Genomic DNA, 18,784 nt, shown 5'->3' with positions numbered 1-18,784 from the left:
ATGGCAAGAATTGTCATCTTAGGAGCAGGAGAAAGCGGAGCTGGTGCCGCTGTCCTGGCACAGAAAAAAGGATTTGACACATTTGTATCAGACATGTCCCTCATCAAGGACAAGTACAAAGCAATGTTGAACGAAAGAGGTATTCAATGGGAAGAAGGTAAACACACAGAAGAGTTGATTCTGAATGCGGATGAAGTGATTAAAAGCCCGGGAATTCCCAATGATGCTCCTATCATTCTGAAATTAAAGAATCAGGGTACTCCCATCATTTCGGAGATTGAATTTGCAGGCCGATATACCAATGCCAAAATGATTTGTATCACAGGCAGCAATGGTAAAACGACTACAACCTCACTGATTTATCACATCTTCAAGAAAGCAGGCCTGAATGTGGGACTGGCAGGCAATATCGGGCAAAGTCTGGCTTATCAGGTGGCTGAATGTAATTATGACTATTATGTCATTGAACTCAGCAGCTTCCAGCTCGACAACATGTATAAGTTCCATGCCAATATCGCCGTGCTGATGAACATCACTCCAGACCATCTGGACCGTTACGGATTCGAAATGCAGAATTACGTAGATGCCAAATTCCGTATTATCCAGAACCAAACGGATGATGATGCCTTCATTTTCTGGAACGACGACCCCATCATACAGAAGGAACTTCATAAATATGGTATTCACGGACAATACTTCCCATTCGCTGAAAAGAACGAAGAGGGAGTCGCCGCCTTTACCGAAGAAAACAAGGTGTACTTCACCCGTCCTATCGCATTCAACATGGAACAGGAAGAATTAGCTTTGACTGGAACTCACAACCTCTTCAACTCCATGGCTGCCGGTATTTCTGCTAACATTGCAGGTATTCGCAAAGAATGCATCCGCGAAGCACTGAATGACTTCAAAGGCGTAGAGCACAGACTGGAAAAGGTAGCACGCGTAAAAGGAGTGGATTATATCAACGACTCAAAAGCTACGAACGTCAACTCTTGCTGGTATGCACTTCAAAGCATGAAAACCAAAACAGTTTTGATTTTGGGAGGAAAAGACAAAGGAAATGACTACAATGAGATTGCCGACCTTGTAAAAGAGAAATGTAGCGGACTGATATTCTTGGGACTCCATAACGAAAAGCTGCACGACTTTTTCGGCAACTTTGGTCTTCCGATTGTAGACGCACAAAGCATGCCTGATGCCGTAAACGCAGCCTACAACATGGCAAAAAAAGGAGAAACCGTGTTGCTGAGTCCGTGCTGCGCAAGCTTTGACCTGTTTAAAAGTTATGAGGACCGAGGCGACCAGTTTAAAGAGTGTGTAAGAAACCTATAAGCATCATTAAAAAGTTAGAATCATAGCACATGGATTTGCTAAAAAACTTTTTTAAAGGGGATAAAGCGATCTGGATTATTTACCTGTTTCTCTGCCTGATATCCATTGTAGAGGTATTCAGTGCATCCAGTACGCTTACCTATAAAAGTGGAGACCACTGGGGACCGATTACCAACCATCTGACCTTGCTGATGGTTGGTACTATCGCTGTATGGATTGTGCATAATATTCCCTGTCGCTGGTTTAAGACTTTTATCGCTTTACTACCTATATCATGGGCATTACTGATAGCCGTATTCGTGATTGGTGCCCTTACCAATGGAGCCAAACGATGGATTGATTTAGGTTTCATTCAGTTCCAGCCCTCAGAAGTTGCCAAAATGGCAACCATCATCACCGTCGCATTCATTCTTTCGCGCATGCAGGAAGAAAATGGAGCCAACAAAAAAGCTTTCAAGTATATATGCGGCATTACGGCTGCAACTTGCGGACTCATTGTGACTGAAAACCTTTCTACGGCAGTTTTGTTGGCAGGAAGTGTTTTTCTTCTCATGTTTGTAGGAAGAGTTCCCTTCAAGCAGCTCGGATTACTTGCAGGTATCGGTTTTGCCTGCATCATCATTGGTGTAGGAACCATCAAATATATTCCTGGAGAAGCCTGGGATAAAATCGGGCTTCATCGTATGGTAACCTGGCAAAGCCGCTTGAACAATCATTTTGACGAGAGTGAAATACCGGCAGCCAAATTCGACATCGACAATGATGCACAGATAGCCCATGCCAATATTGCCATAGCAAGTAGCCACATTTTAGGAAAAGGCCCGGGAAACAGTGTACAACGAGATTTCCTGTCACAAGCTTTTTCCGACTTTATCTATGCCATCATCATCGAAGAGTTGGGACTTGTAGGAGGAGCTTTCGTAGCCATTCTTTACATCCTGCTTCTGATGAGAATTGCCAAAATAGCCAGAAACTGTGACAAGTCATATTACATATTTCTGGTTACAGGCATTGGGATTCTGCTTGTGTTGCAGGCCACGTTTAATATGCTGGTAGCCGTAGGAATCATGCCAGTCACCGGACAGCCTTTGCCACTTATCAGTAAAGGAGGTACATCAACCCTCGTCAACTGTGTTTACATTGGAATGATTCTGAGTATCAGCCGATACGTAAACGACTTGAAACGTCAGCAGGCAGAAGAATTGCTCGCACAACAGACAGAACAATCTCAGGAGATTGCTCCAGAAAATAATATCATACCACAGGAGAAATCCGTTTAAAAGTTTATTCTTACCTTTGCAGGTAAATCACATTAGAATATGGAAGAAAAATTACGCATCATAGTAAGTGGAGGTGGCACGGGAGGACATATTTTTCCCGCCGTTTCCATCGCCAACGCCATAAAGGAATTATATCCGGACACTGAGATTTTGTTTATCGGAGCAGAAGGACGAATGGAAATGCAACGCGTTCCTGCCGCAGGTTACAAGATTATCGGATTGCCAGTCGCTGGATTTGACAGAAAGCATTTATTGAAAAACATCAGTGTACTTATCAAATTGTTCAGAAGTCAACTGATGGCCCGCAAAATCATAAAGGATTTCAAGCCTCATGCTGCTGTAGGCGTAGGAGGCTATGCCAGTGGTCCTACCCTGAAAATGGCAGGCATGATGGGTATTCCCACGCTGATACAGGAACAAAATTCTTATGCCGGAGTCACCAATAAGCTATTGGCTCAAAAAGCAGAAAAAATCTGCGTGGCATACGAAGGAATGGAACGGTTCTTTGATAAAGACAAAATCATTCTGACAGGAAACCCAGTCAGACAAGGGTTGTTGAGCAAAAACATATCACGTGAAGAAGCAATCCGCTCGTTCGGATTAGACCCCAAGAAGAAGACCATTCTAATTGTCGGAGGCAGCTTGGGAGCACGCACAATCAACAACTGCATGATGCAGGGATTCGACAAAATCAAAGAATCAGGAGTGCAGTTTATCTGGCAGACCGGGAAAATCTATATCAATGAAGCCCAACAAGCTGTAAAGGCTTACGGGGAACTTCCAATGTTGCACGTAACCGACTTCATATCCGATATGGCTGCTGCTTATAGCGCTGCAGATGTGGTAATCAGTCGTGCAGGCGCAGGTTCTATCTCAGAATTCTGTCTGTTAGGCAAACCAGTCATCCTGGTACCTTCTCCCAATGTGGCAGAAGACCACCAGACAAAAAATGCACTGGCACTTGTCAACAAGAATGCGGCACTTTACATTAAAGATAGCGAAGCAACTCAAAAACTGCTGGATACCGCCATCGAAACGGTTCACAAACCCGATTTATTGAAAGAATTAAGGAACAACATTACCAAACTGGCTATCAAGGACTCTGCCACTATCATCGCAAAGGAGGTCTGCAAGCTAGCGTTAAAATACAAAGAAAATCATGAACATTAATACCATACAGGCAGTCTATTTCATTGGAGCCGGAGGCATAGGCATGAGTGCTCTGGTACGTTATTTCCTGTCAAAAGGGAAAAAAGTAGGCGGTTATGACCGCACTCCAAGCGAGCTGACAGAGAAACTGATTGCAGAAGGAGCAGACATCCATTATGAAGAAAATGTGTCTCTCATCCCGGAAGTATTTCTTCATCCGGAAACCACGCTGGTGGTCTATACGCCTGCTATCCCTACCAACCACAAAGAATTGGTTTATTTCCAGGAACATCAGTTTGAGATTCACAAACGTGCCCAGGTATTGGGAATGCTGACTCAGACTGAGAAAGGAATGTGTGTAGCCGGGACCCATGGAAAAACAACCACCTCTACCATGGCAGCTTTCCTGATGGACCATTCACACGTGGGATGCAATGCATTTTTAGGAGGTATTTCCAAGAACTACCAGACCAACCTGTTATTATCAGATAAAAGTGACTATGTAGTTATCGAAGCAGACGAATTCGACCGTTCATTCCATTGGCTGACTCCGTATGCTACGGTTATTACCGCCACCGATTCAGACCATCTGGACATTTACGGTACGCACGAAGCTTACCTGGAAAGTTTCCGTAAGTACACCTCACTTATCCGTCCGGACGGATACCTGATTATCAAGGAAGGACTGGAACTGAAACCCGATGTACAGCCGGGAGTTACTGTGTACACCTACTCTACCGAAAAAGGAGACTTCCATGCCGAAAACATCCGTATTGACGACGGTGAAATTTATTTCGACTACATATCTCCTTTAGGCAACATCACCAACGTGCAGTTAGGAGTACCTGTCTTTGTCAATATTGAAAACGGTATTGCCGCTATGGCTTTAGCACAAATCGGAGGTGCCACCACAGAAGAAATAAAGGCCGCAATGCCACAGTTCAGAGGGGTGGACCGTCGTTTTGATTTCAAGATAAAGAATTCACACATCGTCTTTCTGAGTGATTATGCACATCATCCGGAAGAAATCCGACAGAGTGTAAGCTCTATCCGCAAATTATATCCTAACCGGAAAATCACGGCCGTGTTCCAGCCTCATCTTTACACGCGTACCCGCGATTTCTATCAGGATTTTGCCCATAGCCTGTCACTCTTAGACGAAGTGATTCTGTTGGATATTTATCCAGCCCGGGAGGCTCCGATACCAGGAGTAAGCAGTCAGCTTATCTATGATAACTTACGCCCCGGCATAGAAAAAAGCATGTGTTCCAAAGAGCAGATTATGGAAGTACTGAAAAATAAAAAGCTGGACGTACTCATCACGCTTGGAGCTGGAGACATAGACAATTACGTTCCACAAATTTATGAATTACTAAAAGATAGATGATTAAACGAATTCTCATACTCTGCATTCTGGTAGCGGTCTCTATTTACCTCATAGTGGCCGTTACCATATTCAATCGCAAGCCCGAAAATCAGGTCTGCAAGGGTATGGAATTGGTTGTTAAAGACAGCGTTGACTACGGTTTCATCACTGAAGCAGAAGTAACCAAACTACTAAAGCAGAAGAATCTATACCCGGAGAAAAAGCGTATTGGCACAATCAATGTCCGCCAGCTAGAGGAAGTGCTGTCACAGCATCCTTTCATCAGCAGAGCTGAATGCTATCTCACTTCGGGAGGGAAAGTAGGAATTGAAATCTACCAGCGTATCCCTCTCTTACGAATCATGAGCAGCAATGGGGACAATTACTACATTGACCATTCCGGGAAAATCATGAATGCCACAGGAAAGCCAATTCATGTAGCCGTTGCCACGGGTTTTATTGACCGAAAGTTTGCTCAACAGGAATTATATGAATTAGGCTTGTACCTCCAGCGCAATCCGTTTTGGAAAGCCCAAGTGGAACAGATCAACGTAACCCCGAAAAAAGAACTGGAAATTGTTCCCCGAGTAGGCGACCATATTCTTTTTTTAGGGAAAGCCACTGATTTTGAAGAAAAATTCAGTAAATTGCAAACGTTTTACAGCAAAGTGCTCAACCGCATCGGCTGGAACAAATATGAGCGAATCAGTATTGAGTTTAACAATCAAATTATCGGAACAAAAAAAGAAGACTAAGATATGGCAGTAACAGATTTTATAGCAGCTATCGAACTGGGTTCGACTCACATCACAGGAATTGCCGGCAAAAAGAATGCTGATGGAAGTATCCAGATTCTTGCCTATGCCAATACTCCTTCGTCAGATTGTATCAAAAAGGGGGCAATCTTCAATCTGGATAAAACCACCCAAGTGCTGGTTTCTGTTATCCAGAAGCTGGAAGAAGATTTGCAGGCTTCCATCAAGAAAGTCTATGTGGGAATAGGCGGACAGTCTATACGAAGCACACGTAACAATGTGACCAAGCAATTAGGGGAAGATACAAAAATATCACAAGCACTGATTGAATCACTTATGGAAAGCAACCGGGAAATCTCACTGATAGATCAGGAGATTCTGGATGTAGAACCACAAGAATACAAAGTAGGAAACAATCTGCTGACTGAACCTGTCGGTATTTCAGCCGACCGCATTGAGGGGCGTTATTTGAATATTATCGCACACCATACGCTCAAAGACAGAATCACCAAGTGTTTCAACCAGACCAAATACGAAATAGCAGACTATTTCCTTTCGCCGGTTGTTACCGCCAGCGTGGTACTGACCGACAGTGAAAAACGCTCCGGCTGTGCACTCGTGGATTTAGGTGCAGACACAACGACTGTGGCAGTATATAAGAACAACATCCTGCGCCATCTGGCAGTCATTCCATTGGGAAGCAATAACATTACCAAAGATATTTGCAGCCTGCAAATCGAAGAAGAAGATGCAGAACAGCTGAAACTCCGCTACGGATGTGCATTGACACCTCCAGCAGAAAATGACGAAACCGCAGATGAACAGGAATACAGCATCGAAGGGAAATGTAGCATTGCAGCCCACAAATTGGAATACATCGTGGAAGCTCGTGTGAATGAAATCATCTCGAACGTATGGAATCAAATCATGGTATCTGAATACGGCGATAAATTGCTGGCCGGACTGATTCTTACCGGTGGGGCTTCCAACATGCCCAACATGGACGAAGCATTCAAACAGATTACCAAGATTGAAAAAATCCGTATTGCCAAAGGAGGAAACATTACACTGAACGGTGCCATCGAAATTCCCAAAGACGGTACACAGAACACACTGATCGGATTATTGGCCGAAGGTAAAGAAAACTGTCTCAAAGTAGACCCTCGAAAAGGTCACCAGCTCGACTTCATTGAAGATTTGAAGGAAAAGGAAGAAGAAGCCAAACGCAAAGAAGCCGAACGTATTCAGGCGGAAGAAGCCAGACGCAAAGCGGAAGAAGAAGCTGAACGCATCCGCAAAATCAATGAAGAGAAAAAACGTCAGGAAGAAGAACGTAACCGTAAACGACTGGAAGAATATACTGCATACGTAGAAGAAGCACATCTACTTCTCAGCAAAAAGAAATACAAAGCTGCATTGAAGGAAGTAGAAAATGCACGGCGCATGCACCTCGCTGAAAAGGAGGAAGAACTGGATGAACTGGAGAAGAAAATCAACAAGGAGAAAAAAGAGAACAGTTGGTTTGACCTCTTTGCCAAGAAAGTTACAAACCTTTCAGATGAAATATTAAAAGATAACTGATTATTCATTTACATAAACATATTAGGATTATGTCAGACGAAACAATGGTACCTTTCGATTTCCCGAAAGACTCTCCACATATAATAAAAGTAATTGGTGTGGGTGGCGGAGGAGGTAATGCCGTCAATCACATGTACAAAGAAGGTATCCATGATGTGACATTTGTGGTCTGCAACACGGATAACCAGGCTCTGGAAGAATCACCCGTGCTCCGGAAACTACAGCTTGGTAGCGAAGGACTGGGAGCCGGAAACCGTCCGGCCAAGGCACGTGCTGCTGCTGAAGAAAGCATCGAAGACATCAAGAATATGCTGAACGACGGATGCCGCATGGCATTCATCACGGCTGGTATGGGAGGTGGAACCGGAACCGGTGCGGCTCCTATCATTGCCAAAACGGCTAAGGACATGGAAATCCTGACCGTAGGTATCGTGACCATTCCGTTCCTGTTCGAAGGCAACAAGAAAATCGACCAGGCTCTTGATGGTGTAGAAGAAATGAGTAAGCATGTAGATGCCCTGCTGGTTATCAACAACGAACGCCTGCGCGATGTATATTCCGATATCAGTGTAATGAATGCCTTTGGAAAGGCAGACGACACGCTGTCTATCGCCGCAAAGAGTATTGCAGAAATCATTACCTTGAGAGGTATCATCAACCTGGACTTCAACGATGTGAAAACCGTGTTGAAGGACGGTGGTGTAGCAATCATGAGTACAGGATACGGAGAAGGCGAAGGAAGAGTCACACAGGCTATTACCGATGCCCTTCATTCCCCGTTGCTGAACAACAACGATATTTTCAACTCCAAGAAAGTGTTGTTCGTAATTACCTATAGCCCGAACAGCGAACTGATGATGGGTGAAATGGATGAAATCCATGAATTCATGAGCAAGTTTGGCAAGGACGTAGAAACCAAATGGGGTCTTTACACTGATGAAACGCTGGAAAACAAAGTAAAATTCACCATTCTGGCTACGGGATTCGGTATCAAAGACGTTCCGGGTATGGACAATGTGCTCAAACAGCGTTCACTTGAAGAGCAGAAACGTTTGGACGATCTGGAAGAAGAAGAGCAAAAGAAAGACGAACGTCGAAGCGACTACTACGGAAAAAGCATCCTGAAAAGCAGCATCCGCAAGAAACGTCCGAACATCTACATCTTCAGTCAGGAAGACTTGGCCAACGATGACATCATCAGCATGGTAGAAACAACCCCTACCTACAAGCGCACCAAGATGGAACTGGAGAATATCCGTTCGAAAGCGACTACAGAAGAAAAGATTGCACCGGAACCGGAAACCACAACCAATACCGGCTCTATGACAATTACTTTCTAAACATCACCAAGAGAACAACATTTAAACTTTATAATGAATATGGATTTATTTGAACAGATTAGCAACGATATCAAAGAGGCCATGAAAGCCAAAGACAAAGTCAGACTGGAGACTTTGCGCAACGTAAAGAAATGTTTTCTGGAAGCAAAAACCGCTCCGGGTGCCAACGATACCCTGACCGATGATGCAGCCCTGAAAATCATGCAGAAACTGGTGAAACAAGGAAAAGATTCAGCTTCTGTATACGAAGGACAAGGCCGCGCCGACCTGGCAGAAGAAGAAATGGCTCAGGTACGTGTGATTGAAGCATACCTCCCGAAACAGCTTTCTCCGGAAGAACTGGAAGCTAAACTGAAAGAAATCATTGCCCGCGTAGGTGCTACCAGCGGAAAAGACATGGGTAAAGTGATGGGAGTAGCTTCTAAAGAACTGGCTGGTCTGGCTGAAGGTAGAGCAATTTCTGCCAAAGTAAAAGAATTGCTGGGATAAGATCATTCATATCCCCATCAAAAAAACGGGATTCTCTTTTCTCAAATGAAAGGAGAGTCCCGTTTTTTTATTCCCATCGTCACTCAGGTATCAAGCAAAAAGTTCCTTCAGCACATCAAGCGATTTCAGTTCAGGGAATTCCGGAAGATGCAGACGATAATATTCCATCATCACAGTCAGACAACGCTGCCGCTCCATACGGTTCATACCGAATAGAAACATCGTTTCATAATTCATACGTGCCAGCTGGCAGATATGCGACGACTCTTCCGGAGACAGACAGATGCCGTGCAAAGGCTTGTTCTCTACGAAACACGCATTCAACATATCAAACCAGCTTCCCTCCCGATAATCTTCCAGATTAGGATAAAAACCCAAGAACCTGGACAACCTGATCAGAAACACCAGGTGGAAATTAGCATAATCACTCCTGCAGGCATCCAGCCAGCGAATAGACGACACCAGATAAGCAAACAGCGGTTCGTTCTTCCCTTCCTCGCGTAAGGCATGCGACAAGAACTCAGCCAAAAACATCGCGATACTTAACTTGTACGGGTCGTAAGGTACTGACTCCAACGGATAAGACAATCTTGCTTCCTTCACCGGAGGTAAAGAAGTACGGGAACGCACATCGGCTTCCACCTCAACCAGGGAAAGCGGACGAAACAACGCCCCGTTTACCAGCGACTTGCGCGAACGCGTGGCAGGTATCACAAACGACATACTTCCATGCTGACAAGTATAGATATGCACAATATTCGATTTGTCACTGTACCTTACTACGTGCAGCACTACTCCATCCAACTTCTGCAACATATCAGCAAGCAAAGAACAAATTCAGCACTTTGTCACGGTCCTTTCTCCGCACCGTCAGCGAAACACTGCCCGAACCTTCTTCAGAAGACACCATCAGCAGAGGAATATCCTTCAGCAAAGTCACCAGACCTTTTTCCGACATCTCCCCTTTGCGCTCAGCCGTCTCTTGTACACATATCACTTCCACCTCTTTCTCCACCGTCACTTCCGCAAATACGGAAAGTTCCTTACAAACATTCTGCAAAGCAGAAGCATCCGCTCCCGTCACCACAGAAAAATTTCCGGCCGAAGAAGCCATGGCAAAAACAGGCATGTCATAATGCGCCATCACGGCAAGAGCCCTCTCTAAAAAACGAAAAGAGGCCACCGCCTCCAACGTACGTAAACGCACATACACTAATTCCGTACACTCAGCCAACACCTGGAAAGAAGAAGGCTCCCCTTCTTTATCTCCCCATTCTGCCAGACAGACCTTTCCATTATACAGGCCGACGGACCTTAATTTACAGCATTCCATCTTTCAAATTATCCTAAATATAAAATCCATTTTTGCGGACGAAAGATAGAAAAAGTCCTTATACAAAACAAACAAAACCCGTAAACTTTTTCTTCACACCACGAGGCACTTTTTACGTTTCCTTCCCGCGAAACCTACGTTTCTCAAGGCGGAACCGTAAGTTTTACGGAAGGGAAACATAAGGTTCAGCCACGAGAAACCTAAAAAACGGCAAAAGGAATTCCATTTAATGAAAGGGAACTCAAAAAAACACAGCAAATTTCATAAAAAAAGGAGCGAATGTTTTGGAGATTTCAAAATTCTTCCTACCTTTGCATCCGCAAACGAGAGATATGTATCCTCGTGAGAATTCAGGAGTTCTTCCTGAAATAAAGGATGGCCCGTTCGTCTATCGGTTAGGACGCAAGATTTTCATTCTTGAAAGGGGGGTTCGATTCCCCCACGGGCTACATAATAAACAAAAATCAAGAACAATATTAAAGATTAGTCGAGATGGCAAATCACAAATCATCTATTAAAAGAATCAGACAGGAAGAAAAAAGAAGACTTCACAACAGATATTATGCTAAGACAATGCGTAACGCAGTGAAGAAACTTCGTGCAACTACAGACAAAGCTGAAGCTGTTGCATTGTATCCTAGTGTACAGAAAATGTTGGATAAGCTGGCTAAGCGCAACATTATCCACGCGAACAAGGCTGCTAACTTGAAGTCTAAACTGGCTGCTCACATCAGCAAATTGGCTTAAGTCTACGCTTGACGCAAGAAAGATATTAAGGCTGGATGATTACATCTAGCCTTTTGTCGTATAGACTCGGTTCATGTCTTTTTCACGATTTTTAGAGTGCTGAAAATCGCTTCGTTCCAGTTTTTTTAGTATCTTTGAAAGCTTAAAAAAACGAAGAAAAAACATGAGTGAAGAACTGACACAGAACAGCGGAAGCAACTACTCGGCCAGCAGTATCCAGGTGCTGGAAGGACTGGAGGCCGTTCGTAAACGCCCCGCCATGTATATCGGCGACATCAGCGAAAAAGGCTTGCATCACCTGGTCTACGAGGTAGTGGACAACTCCATTGACGAAGCCCTTGCCGGTTATTGTACACATATAGAAGTAACTATCAACGAAGACAACTCGATTACCGTACAAGACAACGGTCGCGGTATTCCGGTCGATTTCCACGAAAAAGAAAAAAAATCAGCCCTCGAAGTCGTAATGACCGTGCTTCATGCCGGAGGTAAGTTCGACAAAGGTTCCTATAAGGTTTCCGGAGGTCTGCACGGTGTGGGTGTATCTTGTGTGAACGCCTTGTCTACTCACATGACCACCAACGTATTCCGCAACGGAAAAATCTACCAGCAGGAATATGAATGCGGAAAACCGCTGTATGCCGTAAAAGAAGTGGGTACAACCGACATTACCGGTACACGCCAGACTTTCTGGCCGGATGGAAGTATCTTCACCGTAACCGAATATAAATACAGCATTCTTCAGGCCCGCATGCGCGAGCTGGCTTACCTGAACAAAGGAATCACCATCACCCTGACCGACAAACGCGTGAAGGAGGAAGACGGTTCTTACAAACAGGAAAAGTTCCACTCAGAAGAAGGCGTGAAAGAATTCGTACGTTTCCTGAATTCCAACAATACACCGCTCATTGATGACGTAATCTACTTGAATACCGAAAAACAGGGTATTCCCATCGAGTGTGCCATTATGTACAACACCGGATTCCGTGAAAACCTTCACTCGTATGTGAACAACATCAACACCATCGAAGGTGGTACACACGAAGCCGGATTCCGTATGGCTCTGACACGTGTATTGAAGAAATATGCAGAAGAAAGCAAGGCGCTTGAAAAAGCCAAGGTAGAAATCTCAGGTGAAGACTTCCGCGAAGGACTGATTGCCGTGATTTCTGTAAAAGTATCGGAACCTCAGTTTGAAGGACAGACCAAGACCAAGTTGGGTAACAACGAAGTGAGCGGTGCTGTGAATCAAGCTGTGGGAGAAGCCCTGACTTATTACCTGGAAGAACATCCGAAAGAAGCAAAGATTATTGTCGACAAAGTGGTACTGGCTGCTACCGCACGTGTGGCTGCCCGCAAGGCCCGCGAATCGGTTCAGCGTAAAAGTCCGATGGGCGGTGGCGGACTGCCGGGAAAACTGGCCGACTGCTCCAGCCGTGTAGCCGAAGAATGCGAACTCTTCCTCGTCGAGGGTGATTCTGCAGGTGGCTCGGCCAAGCAAGGAAGAAGCCGTCAGTTCCAGGCCATCCTGCCATTGCGCGGTAAGATTCTGAACGTAGAAAAAGCCATGTGGCACAAAGCGTTCGAAAGCGATGAAGTGAACAACATCATTCAGGCGCTGGGCGTACGTTTCGGTGTGGACGGTGAAGAAGACAGCAAGAAAGCCAACATTGACAAGCTGCGCTACCACAAGGTCATCATCATGACCGATGCCGACGTCGATGGTTCTCACATCGACACACTGATCATGACACTGTTCTACCGCTATATGCCTGAAGTAATTCAGGGTGGTCACCTGTATATCGCTACTCCTCCGTTGTACAAATGCAGCAAAGGTAAAATCAGCGAATACTGCTATACAGACGAAGCCCGCCAGGCTTTCATCCAGAAATATGGCGAAGGAAACGAGCAAGGTATTCATACCCAGCGTTACAAAGGTTTGGGTGAAATGAATCCGGAACAGTTATGGGAAACTACCATGAATCCGGAAACCCGTATCCTAAAACAGGTAAATATCGAAAACGCGGCCGAAGCCGACTATATATTCTCCATGCTAATGGGCGACGATGTAGGTCCACGCCGTGAATTTATCGAGAAAAATGCGACGTATGCAAATATCGACGCATAATCTCATTTTTTAATTCATTATTATTAAATCCATCCTCACATCTTACACGAGGGAACCTCCGGAAGCCGAAAGGACATCCGGAGGTTTTTTATTTGCATGAATCCATGAGATTCATTATTTTTGGACAAAACTATGAGCCACAACTAATACATAAGATATGAAAATTACTTTTCGCATACAATACCGTACAGTCTGGGGAGAAAGCCTGTGCGTGCTTCTCAGCCAGAATCACATACAACATACCGTAGAAATGACTACCCGCAACGGAGAAGAATGGACCGGAAAGGCAGAATTCGACTTTCACCCTTCCGAACCTATCTGCTACCGTTATGCCGTAAGCCGTCAAGGCACCCTTGTACGCCAGGAATTTGGCGCCATCCCCCATTCTTTCTATCCGGGTAACTTGCAACAGCAGCACTACCTCGTAGAAGACTGTTGGAGAGATCTGCCACAAGATGCCTACCGCTATACATCGGCTTTCAACAATGCATACACGCCGGAACAGCCCTCCCGCTTGTCTGACAATACCGGCAGGTGCATCACCTTCCGCGCACTTTGCCCCGGACTGAGTACCCACGGACAGCGTCTGGGCCTCATCGGAAGCTGTGCAGCACTGGGTAGTTGGGAGTACTGCCGCCCGCTGAGAATGAAGGAAGTACAGCCCAACGTATGGCACCTGACACTGGATGCCTCCTCATTGGAATATCCTTTTGAATATAAGTTCGTGGCCATTCATGAAGAAACCGGAGCCGTAGAGAAATGGGAAACCCGCCCCAACCGGATATTCCCTCTGCAACCGTTACAACGCGGAGAAACCTACCTGCCCATGGAAACGGAAGTGTTCTTTGACGATGCCCCGCAACGGATAGCCGGTTGCGCCATTCCCGTATTCTCCCTTCGCTCGGAAGGCAGTTGCGGCGTAGGCGACTTCGGCGACCTGAAGCTACTGGCCGACTGGGCAGATGAGACCGGACAGAAAGCCATTCAGATTCTTCCCATCAATGATACGACTATGAGTGGTACGTGGACTGACTCTTATCCTTATAACAGCATCTCCATCTACGCTTTTCACCCGATGTACATCGACCTTCGCCAGCTCCCAGCCCTGAAGGACAAGAAAGCCGCAGAAGCGTTCGAAAAAGCACGCATCGAAGTGAATACCCTTCCCATGATGGATTATGAGAAAGCTAACAAGCTGAAGATGGACTACCTGAGAAAAGTATACCAGATGGAAGGGAAAAAAGTACTTGCCTCGGAAGATTTCCTGAACTTCTTCCAGCATAATGAGGAATGGCTTCAGCCTTATGCTGCTTTCTGCTACCTGCGCGACTCGTATGGCACACCGGATTTCAATCACTGGCCGAAATATTCTACTTACGATGCCGATGAAATAGCCAGACTGTGTACACCCGGAAACAAAGCCTATACCAAAATCGCCTTCTACTATTACCTGCAATACCAGTTGCACGTGCAGCTACTCGCCGTTAGTACGTATGCCAGAGCAAAAGGCATTCTGCTGAAAGGCGACATTCCCATCGGTATCAGCCGTTCCAGCGTAGAAGCCTGGGTAGAACCCCATTATTTCCATCTCAACGGTCAGGCAGGTGCTCCTCCCGATGCGTTCTCTGTCAACGGACAAAACTGGGGATTCCCAACCTATAATTGGGAAGTAATGGAAAAAGACAATTACCGCTGGTGGCGCCGCCGTTTCTCCAAGATGGCAGAATACTTTACGGCCTACCGCATCGACCATATCTTAGGATTTTTCCGCATCTGGGAAATTCCCGACCATTCGGTACACGGTCTGCTCGGACAGTTCTCCCCTTCCCTTCCCCTGAGCATGGATGAAATCAGAAGCTTTGGTCTGAATCTGGACCGGGACTTCATGACACAGCCGTTTATCAACGACAAGGTGCTGGAAGAAGTCTTCGGCGCACAAAGTGAGTACGTACGGCAACATTTTATCACGCCCAACGGAAAAGGAGGCTACGCATTACTGCCGGAGTTTGATACCCAGCGAAAGGTGGAAGCTTATTTCAATGGAAAAGAAGACGAGGATAGTCTGAAACTAAAAGAAGGACTTTATTCCCTGATCAGCAACGTGCTGTTCGTCACAGACCACCACGACACCGAGAAACTCCATCCCAGAATTGCCGTACAGAATGATTCCGTATTCCAGCAGCTGAACTGGAAGCAACAGGGAGCCTTCAATCACCTGTACAATCATTACTACTACCAGCGCCACAACGAATTCTGGTATCAGGAAGCCATGAAAAAGCTTCCGGTGCTCACCCAGTCCACTCCTATGTTAGTATGTGGAGAGGATTTAGGCATGGTTCCGGAGTGTGTGCCCTGGGTAATGAGACAGTTGCAGATACTCTCGCTTGAAATCCAACGCATGCCCAAACAAATGTACGAAGACTTCGGACACCCTGAAAACTATCCGTTCTTGTCGGTATGCACCATCGGTACGCACGACATGTCCACTTTCCGCGGATGGTGGGAAGAAGACCCAGTCCTCACAGAGCGCTTCTACCATCAGGAAATGCACCATCAGGGAGAGATTCCTGTACATGCTCCCGGATGGCTCTGTAAGGACATCGTATTCCATCACCTGAAAAGCCCTTCACTGCTCTGCATTTTGGCATGGCAGGACTGGATGAGCATCAACGAGCAGTTACGCAATCCGGATATAGAAGGAGAGCGAATTAACATACCGGCCCATCCACGGCATTACTGGCGATGGAGAATGCACCTCACACTGGAGCAACTTCTGAAAGAAAAGGAACTGAACCAGACAATCCGTGAATTGATTGAAGACAGCAACCGTAGATAAAAATATACAATAAGGGCCTGAAATTCCAACAACTTCAGGCCCTCCTCATTTTTTTCTTATCAAAAATTTACTTCTTTCCCAATAAAAATTCGTCAATGGTCTTTCTCAAAGCCTCTTCAGGCAAAGCCCCTTGCGCCACCTGAGGAGTTCCCTTTGCCGGAATGAACAGAAGGGTCGGAATACTGCGTATACCAAAAGCTGCCGACAACTCAGGTTCCTTATCTGTATCAATCTTATAAACCACAATCTTTCCTTTGTATTCCGCAGCCAGTTTCTCTAATACCGGGGCGATAGCCTTACATGGACCACACCAAGTGGCATAGAAATCCACAATGGCCGGTTTACCACCTTCGTATTTCCATTCCTTCGGATTCTTCTCATAATTATATACCTTAGCCAAGAAATCAGCTTTAGTCAGATGAGTAACATTGGCTTGTACAGCTGCACTCTCCTGTACTTCCGCCTTGGTTTCTTTACCAGCATTATTTCCACAAGCCGGAGTCAGCATGGCAGCAGCCAGCGCCATCAACAGCAATCTTTTCATAATTCACAAAATAACGGGTTATCAATTCTTTTCTTTGTGCACAAAAATAGTGCATTTTGTAATAAGAACAAATTTTGAATCAAACAAGTTGAGAGAAACGCGCGTTTATAACTTTTATTGCGAAAGTCCGATGGAATACTATAAAACATCAGCGGGACAAACAAATATACTTTGTTCATCCCGCTGAGATTTAATCTTTTAATCTGCCCTGACGGCTATTAATATTCTTCCTCGTTGAAGAAAAAATCTTCTTTACTCGGATAATCAGGCCAGATATCTTCTATACTTTCATAAATTTCTCCTTCGTCTTCCATTTCCTGCAAGTTTTCGATTACTTCCAGTGGAGCACCTGAACGCATTGCATAGTCAATTAACTCGTCTTTAGTTGCTGGCCAAGGAGCATCTTCCAGCTTTGAGGCCAATTCCAATGTCCAATACATAGTATATAATTTTAAACAGTTTTACTTCTTTATATTGATTCGCAAAAATATAACAAATTCTTTCACTCGCAACGCTTATCCCAATAAATTTCGCTTTCGTCTGTTAAATTGTTTAACCGGCGTGACAAAACGAACAGATAATCAGACAATCGGTTCACAAAACACTTTGCCTGCTCCTCCAATTCATAGGAAAGACTTTCTTCCAAGGCCTGAATCCGACGTTCTGCCCGACGACAGACCGTACGACAGACATGACAAACGGAAGCCGGATAACTCCCTCCCGGAAGGATAAAACCTGCAAGCGACGGTAAAGAAGCGTTTATCTCATCGATAGCCTGTTCCAGACGCTGCACATTCTCTACTGAGATATGACTCTCTACCGGGAAAGTAGTCTTTTCCAAGTCGGTAGCCAAATAAGAACCCAATGAAAACAGTTTATGCTGCACAAAGCGCAACAACTCTTCATGCTCTGCATCCTTCATCACCGAAATTAACAACCCGATAAAAGAATTCAGTTCGTCTATGGTTCCGTATGCATCCAGACGTATATCTGCTTTTGAAACACGTACTCCTCCTACCAGTGAGGTGGTACCTTTATCACCTGTCTTGGTATAAATCTTGGTCATTTTCATATATTTAAGGTCTTAAAGTCAAAGAAAGTTCACAATACGATGCTCCTTTACACGCTCTTTATCAAAAAATACCAGTCCGACATCATAAAGGTCAAATGTGATTCCCGTACGAGGATCTGCTATAACTTCCTTCCACCATCTTTTCTTCTCTGGAGTAGCATAAGGATTACCGATGATGAAACAAGTATGTTTATCGGCCAGTGGAATCAGTCGTTCAAACATCTCCTTATACGCTGGAGTATGGGCGATATGTACCACTTCCGGCTTTACACCCTCCTTGAGTAGCCTATCCATATCTGCTTCACAGTTTCCGGTCAGGTAATCAATAGAAGATTTACCGGAGAGAATCCGTTTCACTGCATCTTCCGATTGTTCTGAGAACGTATAAACCTGCATGCCTGTATTGGCTTCGGCCATATAGCGGGTACTTATTCCGCTGCCAGTTCCCACTTCCCACACTACAGAAGGCCGGAGATGATTAATCAGACGGAACAAGAACTTATCGACCTTTTCCCGATAATGAGGCAAAAAAGCCACCACACGTCTCAGATGATGCAATGGTGCATAGGCATAGAATGGTAAACGTTCGTAAATGACAAACGTAATAAAAAAGAAATCGGAAGGAGAATGTACTCCGTATCCGCAACGATGCCGGAAACGACGACACCAGTTCCACCCTCTTAATATAAAATCCCCCATTTTTCGGACGCTAATATTGGTTGATAACGGGGGACAAAGATAAAATTTATAGTGGAAAAACAAAAAGGATAGTGTAATTATGATACAAAATATCCTGAATGGATGCAGAAATCATTCCGCTTCCATCCAGGAT

General features: G+C 45.0%; 17 protein-coding genes and 1 tRNA gene. 12 read left to right on the top strand and 6 right to left on the bottom strand.

Annotated features, from left to right (window positions below; all coding sequences use genetic code 11):
* From murD to DXD04_RS11780, 8 genes are read left to right on the top strand one after another with little or no spacing between them, the layout of a single operon-like run.
* Positions 1-1,332 carry a UDP-N-acetylmuramoyl-L-alanine--D-glutamate ligase gene (gene murD / locus DXD04_RS11815; RefSeq protein WP_117673445.1) on the top strand — a complete coding sequence of 444 codons (1,332 nt, stop codon included), beginning with the start codon at positions 1-3 and terminating at the stop codon, positions 1,330-1,332.
* A 29-nt stretch (positions 1,333-1,361) separates the two neighbouring features.
* Positions 1,362-2,612, top strand: a complete 1,251-nt coding sequence (locus DXD04_RS11810; RefSeq protein ID WP_022054660.1) for an FtsW/RodA/SpoVE family cell cycle protein — start codon at positions 1,362-1,364, stop codon at positions 2,610-2,612.
* A gap of 39 nt (positions 2,613-2,651) precedes the next feature.
* Positions 2,652-3,782: an undecaprenyldiphospho-muramoylpentapeptide beta-N-acetylglucosaminyltransferase gene (gene murG, locus DXD04_RS11805; RefSeq protein ID WP_117673443.1), complete on the top strand. Its 1,131-nt coding sequence runs from the start codon at positions 2,652-2,654 to the stop codon at positions 3,780-3,782.
* Positions 3,772-5,148 (top strand): UDP-N-acetylmuramate--L-alanine ligase, encoded by a 1,377-nt coding sequence (gene murC / locus DXD04_RS11800; RefSeq protein ID WP_117673441.1) that lies wholly within the window; start codon positions 3,772-3,774, stop codon positions 5,146-5,148. The genes murG and murC overlap by 11 nt, the downstream gene beginning before the upstream one ends.
* Entirely contained in the window at positions 5,145-5,882 is a 738-nt protein-coding gene (locus tag DXD04_RS11795; RefSeq protein ID WP_022054657.1) for a cell division protein FtsQ/DivIB, read from the top strand. Before murC ends, DXD04_RS11795 begins: the two co-directional genes overlap by 4 nt.
* Before the next feature lie 3 nt (positions 5,883-5,885).
* Complete coding sequence (gene ftsA, locus DXD04_RS11790) at positions 5,886-7,463, top strand: cell division protein FtsA (RefSeq protein WP_117673439.1); 1,578 nt, start codon at positions 5,886-5,888, stop codon at positions 7,461-7,463.
* Positions 7,464-7,492: 29 nt separating this feature from the next.
* A complete protein-coding gene (ftsZ, locus tag DXD04_RS11785; protein ID WP_117673437.1) occupies positions 7,493-8,803 on the top strand; it encodes a cell division protein FtsZ in 1,311 nt (436 codons plus the stop codon).
* 39 nt (positions 8,804-8,842) lie between these two features.
* Complete coding sequence (locus DXD04_RS11780; protein WP_040312526.1) at positions 8,843-9,292, top strand: GatB/YqeY domain-containing protein; 450 nt, start codon at positions 8,843-8,845, stop codon at positions 9,290-9,292.
* 90 nt (positions 9,293-9,382) lie between these two features.
* On the opposite strand, the gene recO is transcribed toward DXD04_RS11780, so the two are convergent.
* Positions 9,383-10,108, bottom strand: coding sequence for a DNA repair protein RecO (gene recO, locus DXD04_RS11775; protein WP_007559912.1), 726 nt, complete (start codon positions 10,106-10,108; stop codon positions 9,383-9,385).
* A gap of 1 nt (position 10,109) precedes the next feature.
* Positions 10,110-10,625, bottom strand: coding sequence for a hypothetical protein (locus DXD04_RS11770; RefSeq protein ID WP_117673435.1), 516 nt, complete (start codon positions 10,623-10,625; stop codon positions 10,110-10,112).
* A 377-nt stretch (positions 10,626-11,002) separates the two neighbouring features.
* Between DXD04_RS11770 and DXD04_RS11765 the strand changes: the two genes are divergently transcribed.
* From DXD04_RS11765 to DXD04_RS11750, 4 genes are all read left to right on the top strand, one after another.
* A tRNA-Glu gene (locus DXD04_RS11765) sits at positions 11,003-11,074 on the top strand.
* A gap of 43 nt (positions 11,075-11,117) precedes the next feature.
* On the top strand, positions 11,118-11,372 hold the full coding sequence (gene rpsT / locus DXD04_RS11760) for a 30S ribosomal protein S20 (protein WP_007559907.1): 255 nt from the start codon (positions 11,118-11,120) through the stop codon (positions 11,370-11,372).
* 163 nt (positions 11,373-11,535) lie between these two features.
* On the top strand, positions 11,536-13,500 hold the full coding sequence (gyrB, locus tag DXD04_RS11755) for a DNA topoisomerase (ATP-hydrolyzing) subunit B (RefSeq protein ID WP_007559905.1): 1,965 nt from the start codon (positions 11,536-11,538) through the stop codon (positions 13,498-13,500).
* A gap of 157 nt (positions 13,501-13,657) precedes the next feature.
* Positions 13,658-16,336, top strand: coding sequence for a 4-alpha-glucanotransferase (locus tag DXD04_RS11750; RefSeq protein WP_117673433.1), 2,679 nt, complete (start codon positions 13,658-13,660; stop codon positions 16,334-16,336).
* A gap of 67 nt (positions 16,337-16,403) precedes the next feature.
* Here DXD04_RS11750 and trxA read toward each other — a convergent pair whose 3' ends face one another.
* The 4 genes from trxA to DXD04_RS16710 all read right to left on the bottom strand — a co-directional run bounded on the left by trxA (position 16,404) and on the right by DXD04_RS16710 (position 18,651).
* The gene (gene trxA / locus DXD04_RS11745) at positions 16,404-16,880 is read right to left on the bottom strand and encodes a thioredoxin (protein WP_117673431.1); all 477 of its coding nucleotides are present in this window, start codon (positions 16,878-16,880) and stop codon (positions 16,404-16,406) included.
* Positions 16,881-17,098: 218 nt separating this feature from the next.
* A complete protein-coding gene (locus DXD04_RS11740) occupies positions 17,099-17,320 on the bottom strand; it encodes a DUF2795 domain-containing protein (RefSeq protein ID WP_002558131.1) in 222 nt (73 codons plus the stop codon).
* 62 nt (positions 17,321-17,382) lie between these two features.
* Positions 17,383-17,952, bottom strand: coding sequence for a cob(I)yrinic acid a,c-diamide adenosyltransferase (locus DXD04_RS11735; protein ID WP_022054649.1), 570 nt, complete (start codon positions 17,950-17,952; stop codon positions 17,383-17,385).
* A gap of 18 nt (positions 17,953-17,970) precedes the next feature.
* Entirely contained in the window at positions 17,971-18,651 is a 681-nt protein-coding gene (locus DXD04_RS16710; RefSeq protein WP_179138496.1) for an O-methyltransferase, read from the bottom strand.
* Between the last annotated feature and the right edge of the window lie 133 nt (positions 18,652-18,784).

The sequence above is a fragment of the Phocaeicola plebeius genome, from assembly GCF_003437535.1.
GTDB classification, from domain to species: Bacteria; Bacteroidota; Bacteroidia; order Bacteroidales; family Bacteroidaceae; genus Phocaeicola; species Phocaeicola plebeius_A.
Note: the sequence above shows the minus strand (reverse complement) of the source record. Positions and strands in the feature narration are given on the sequence as shown.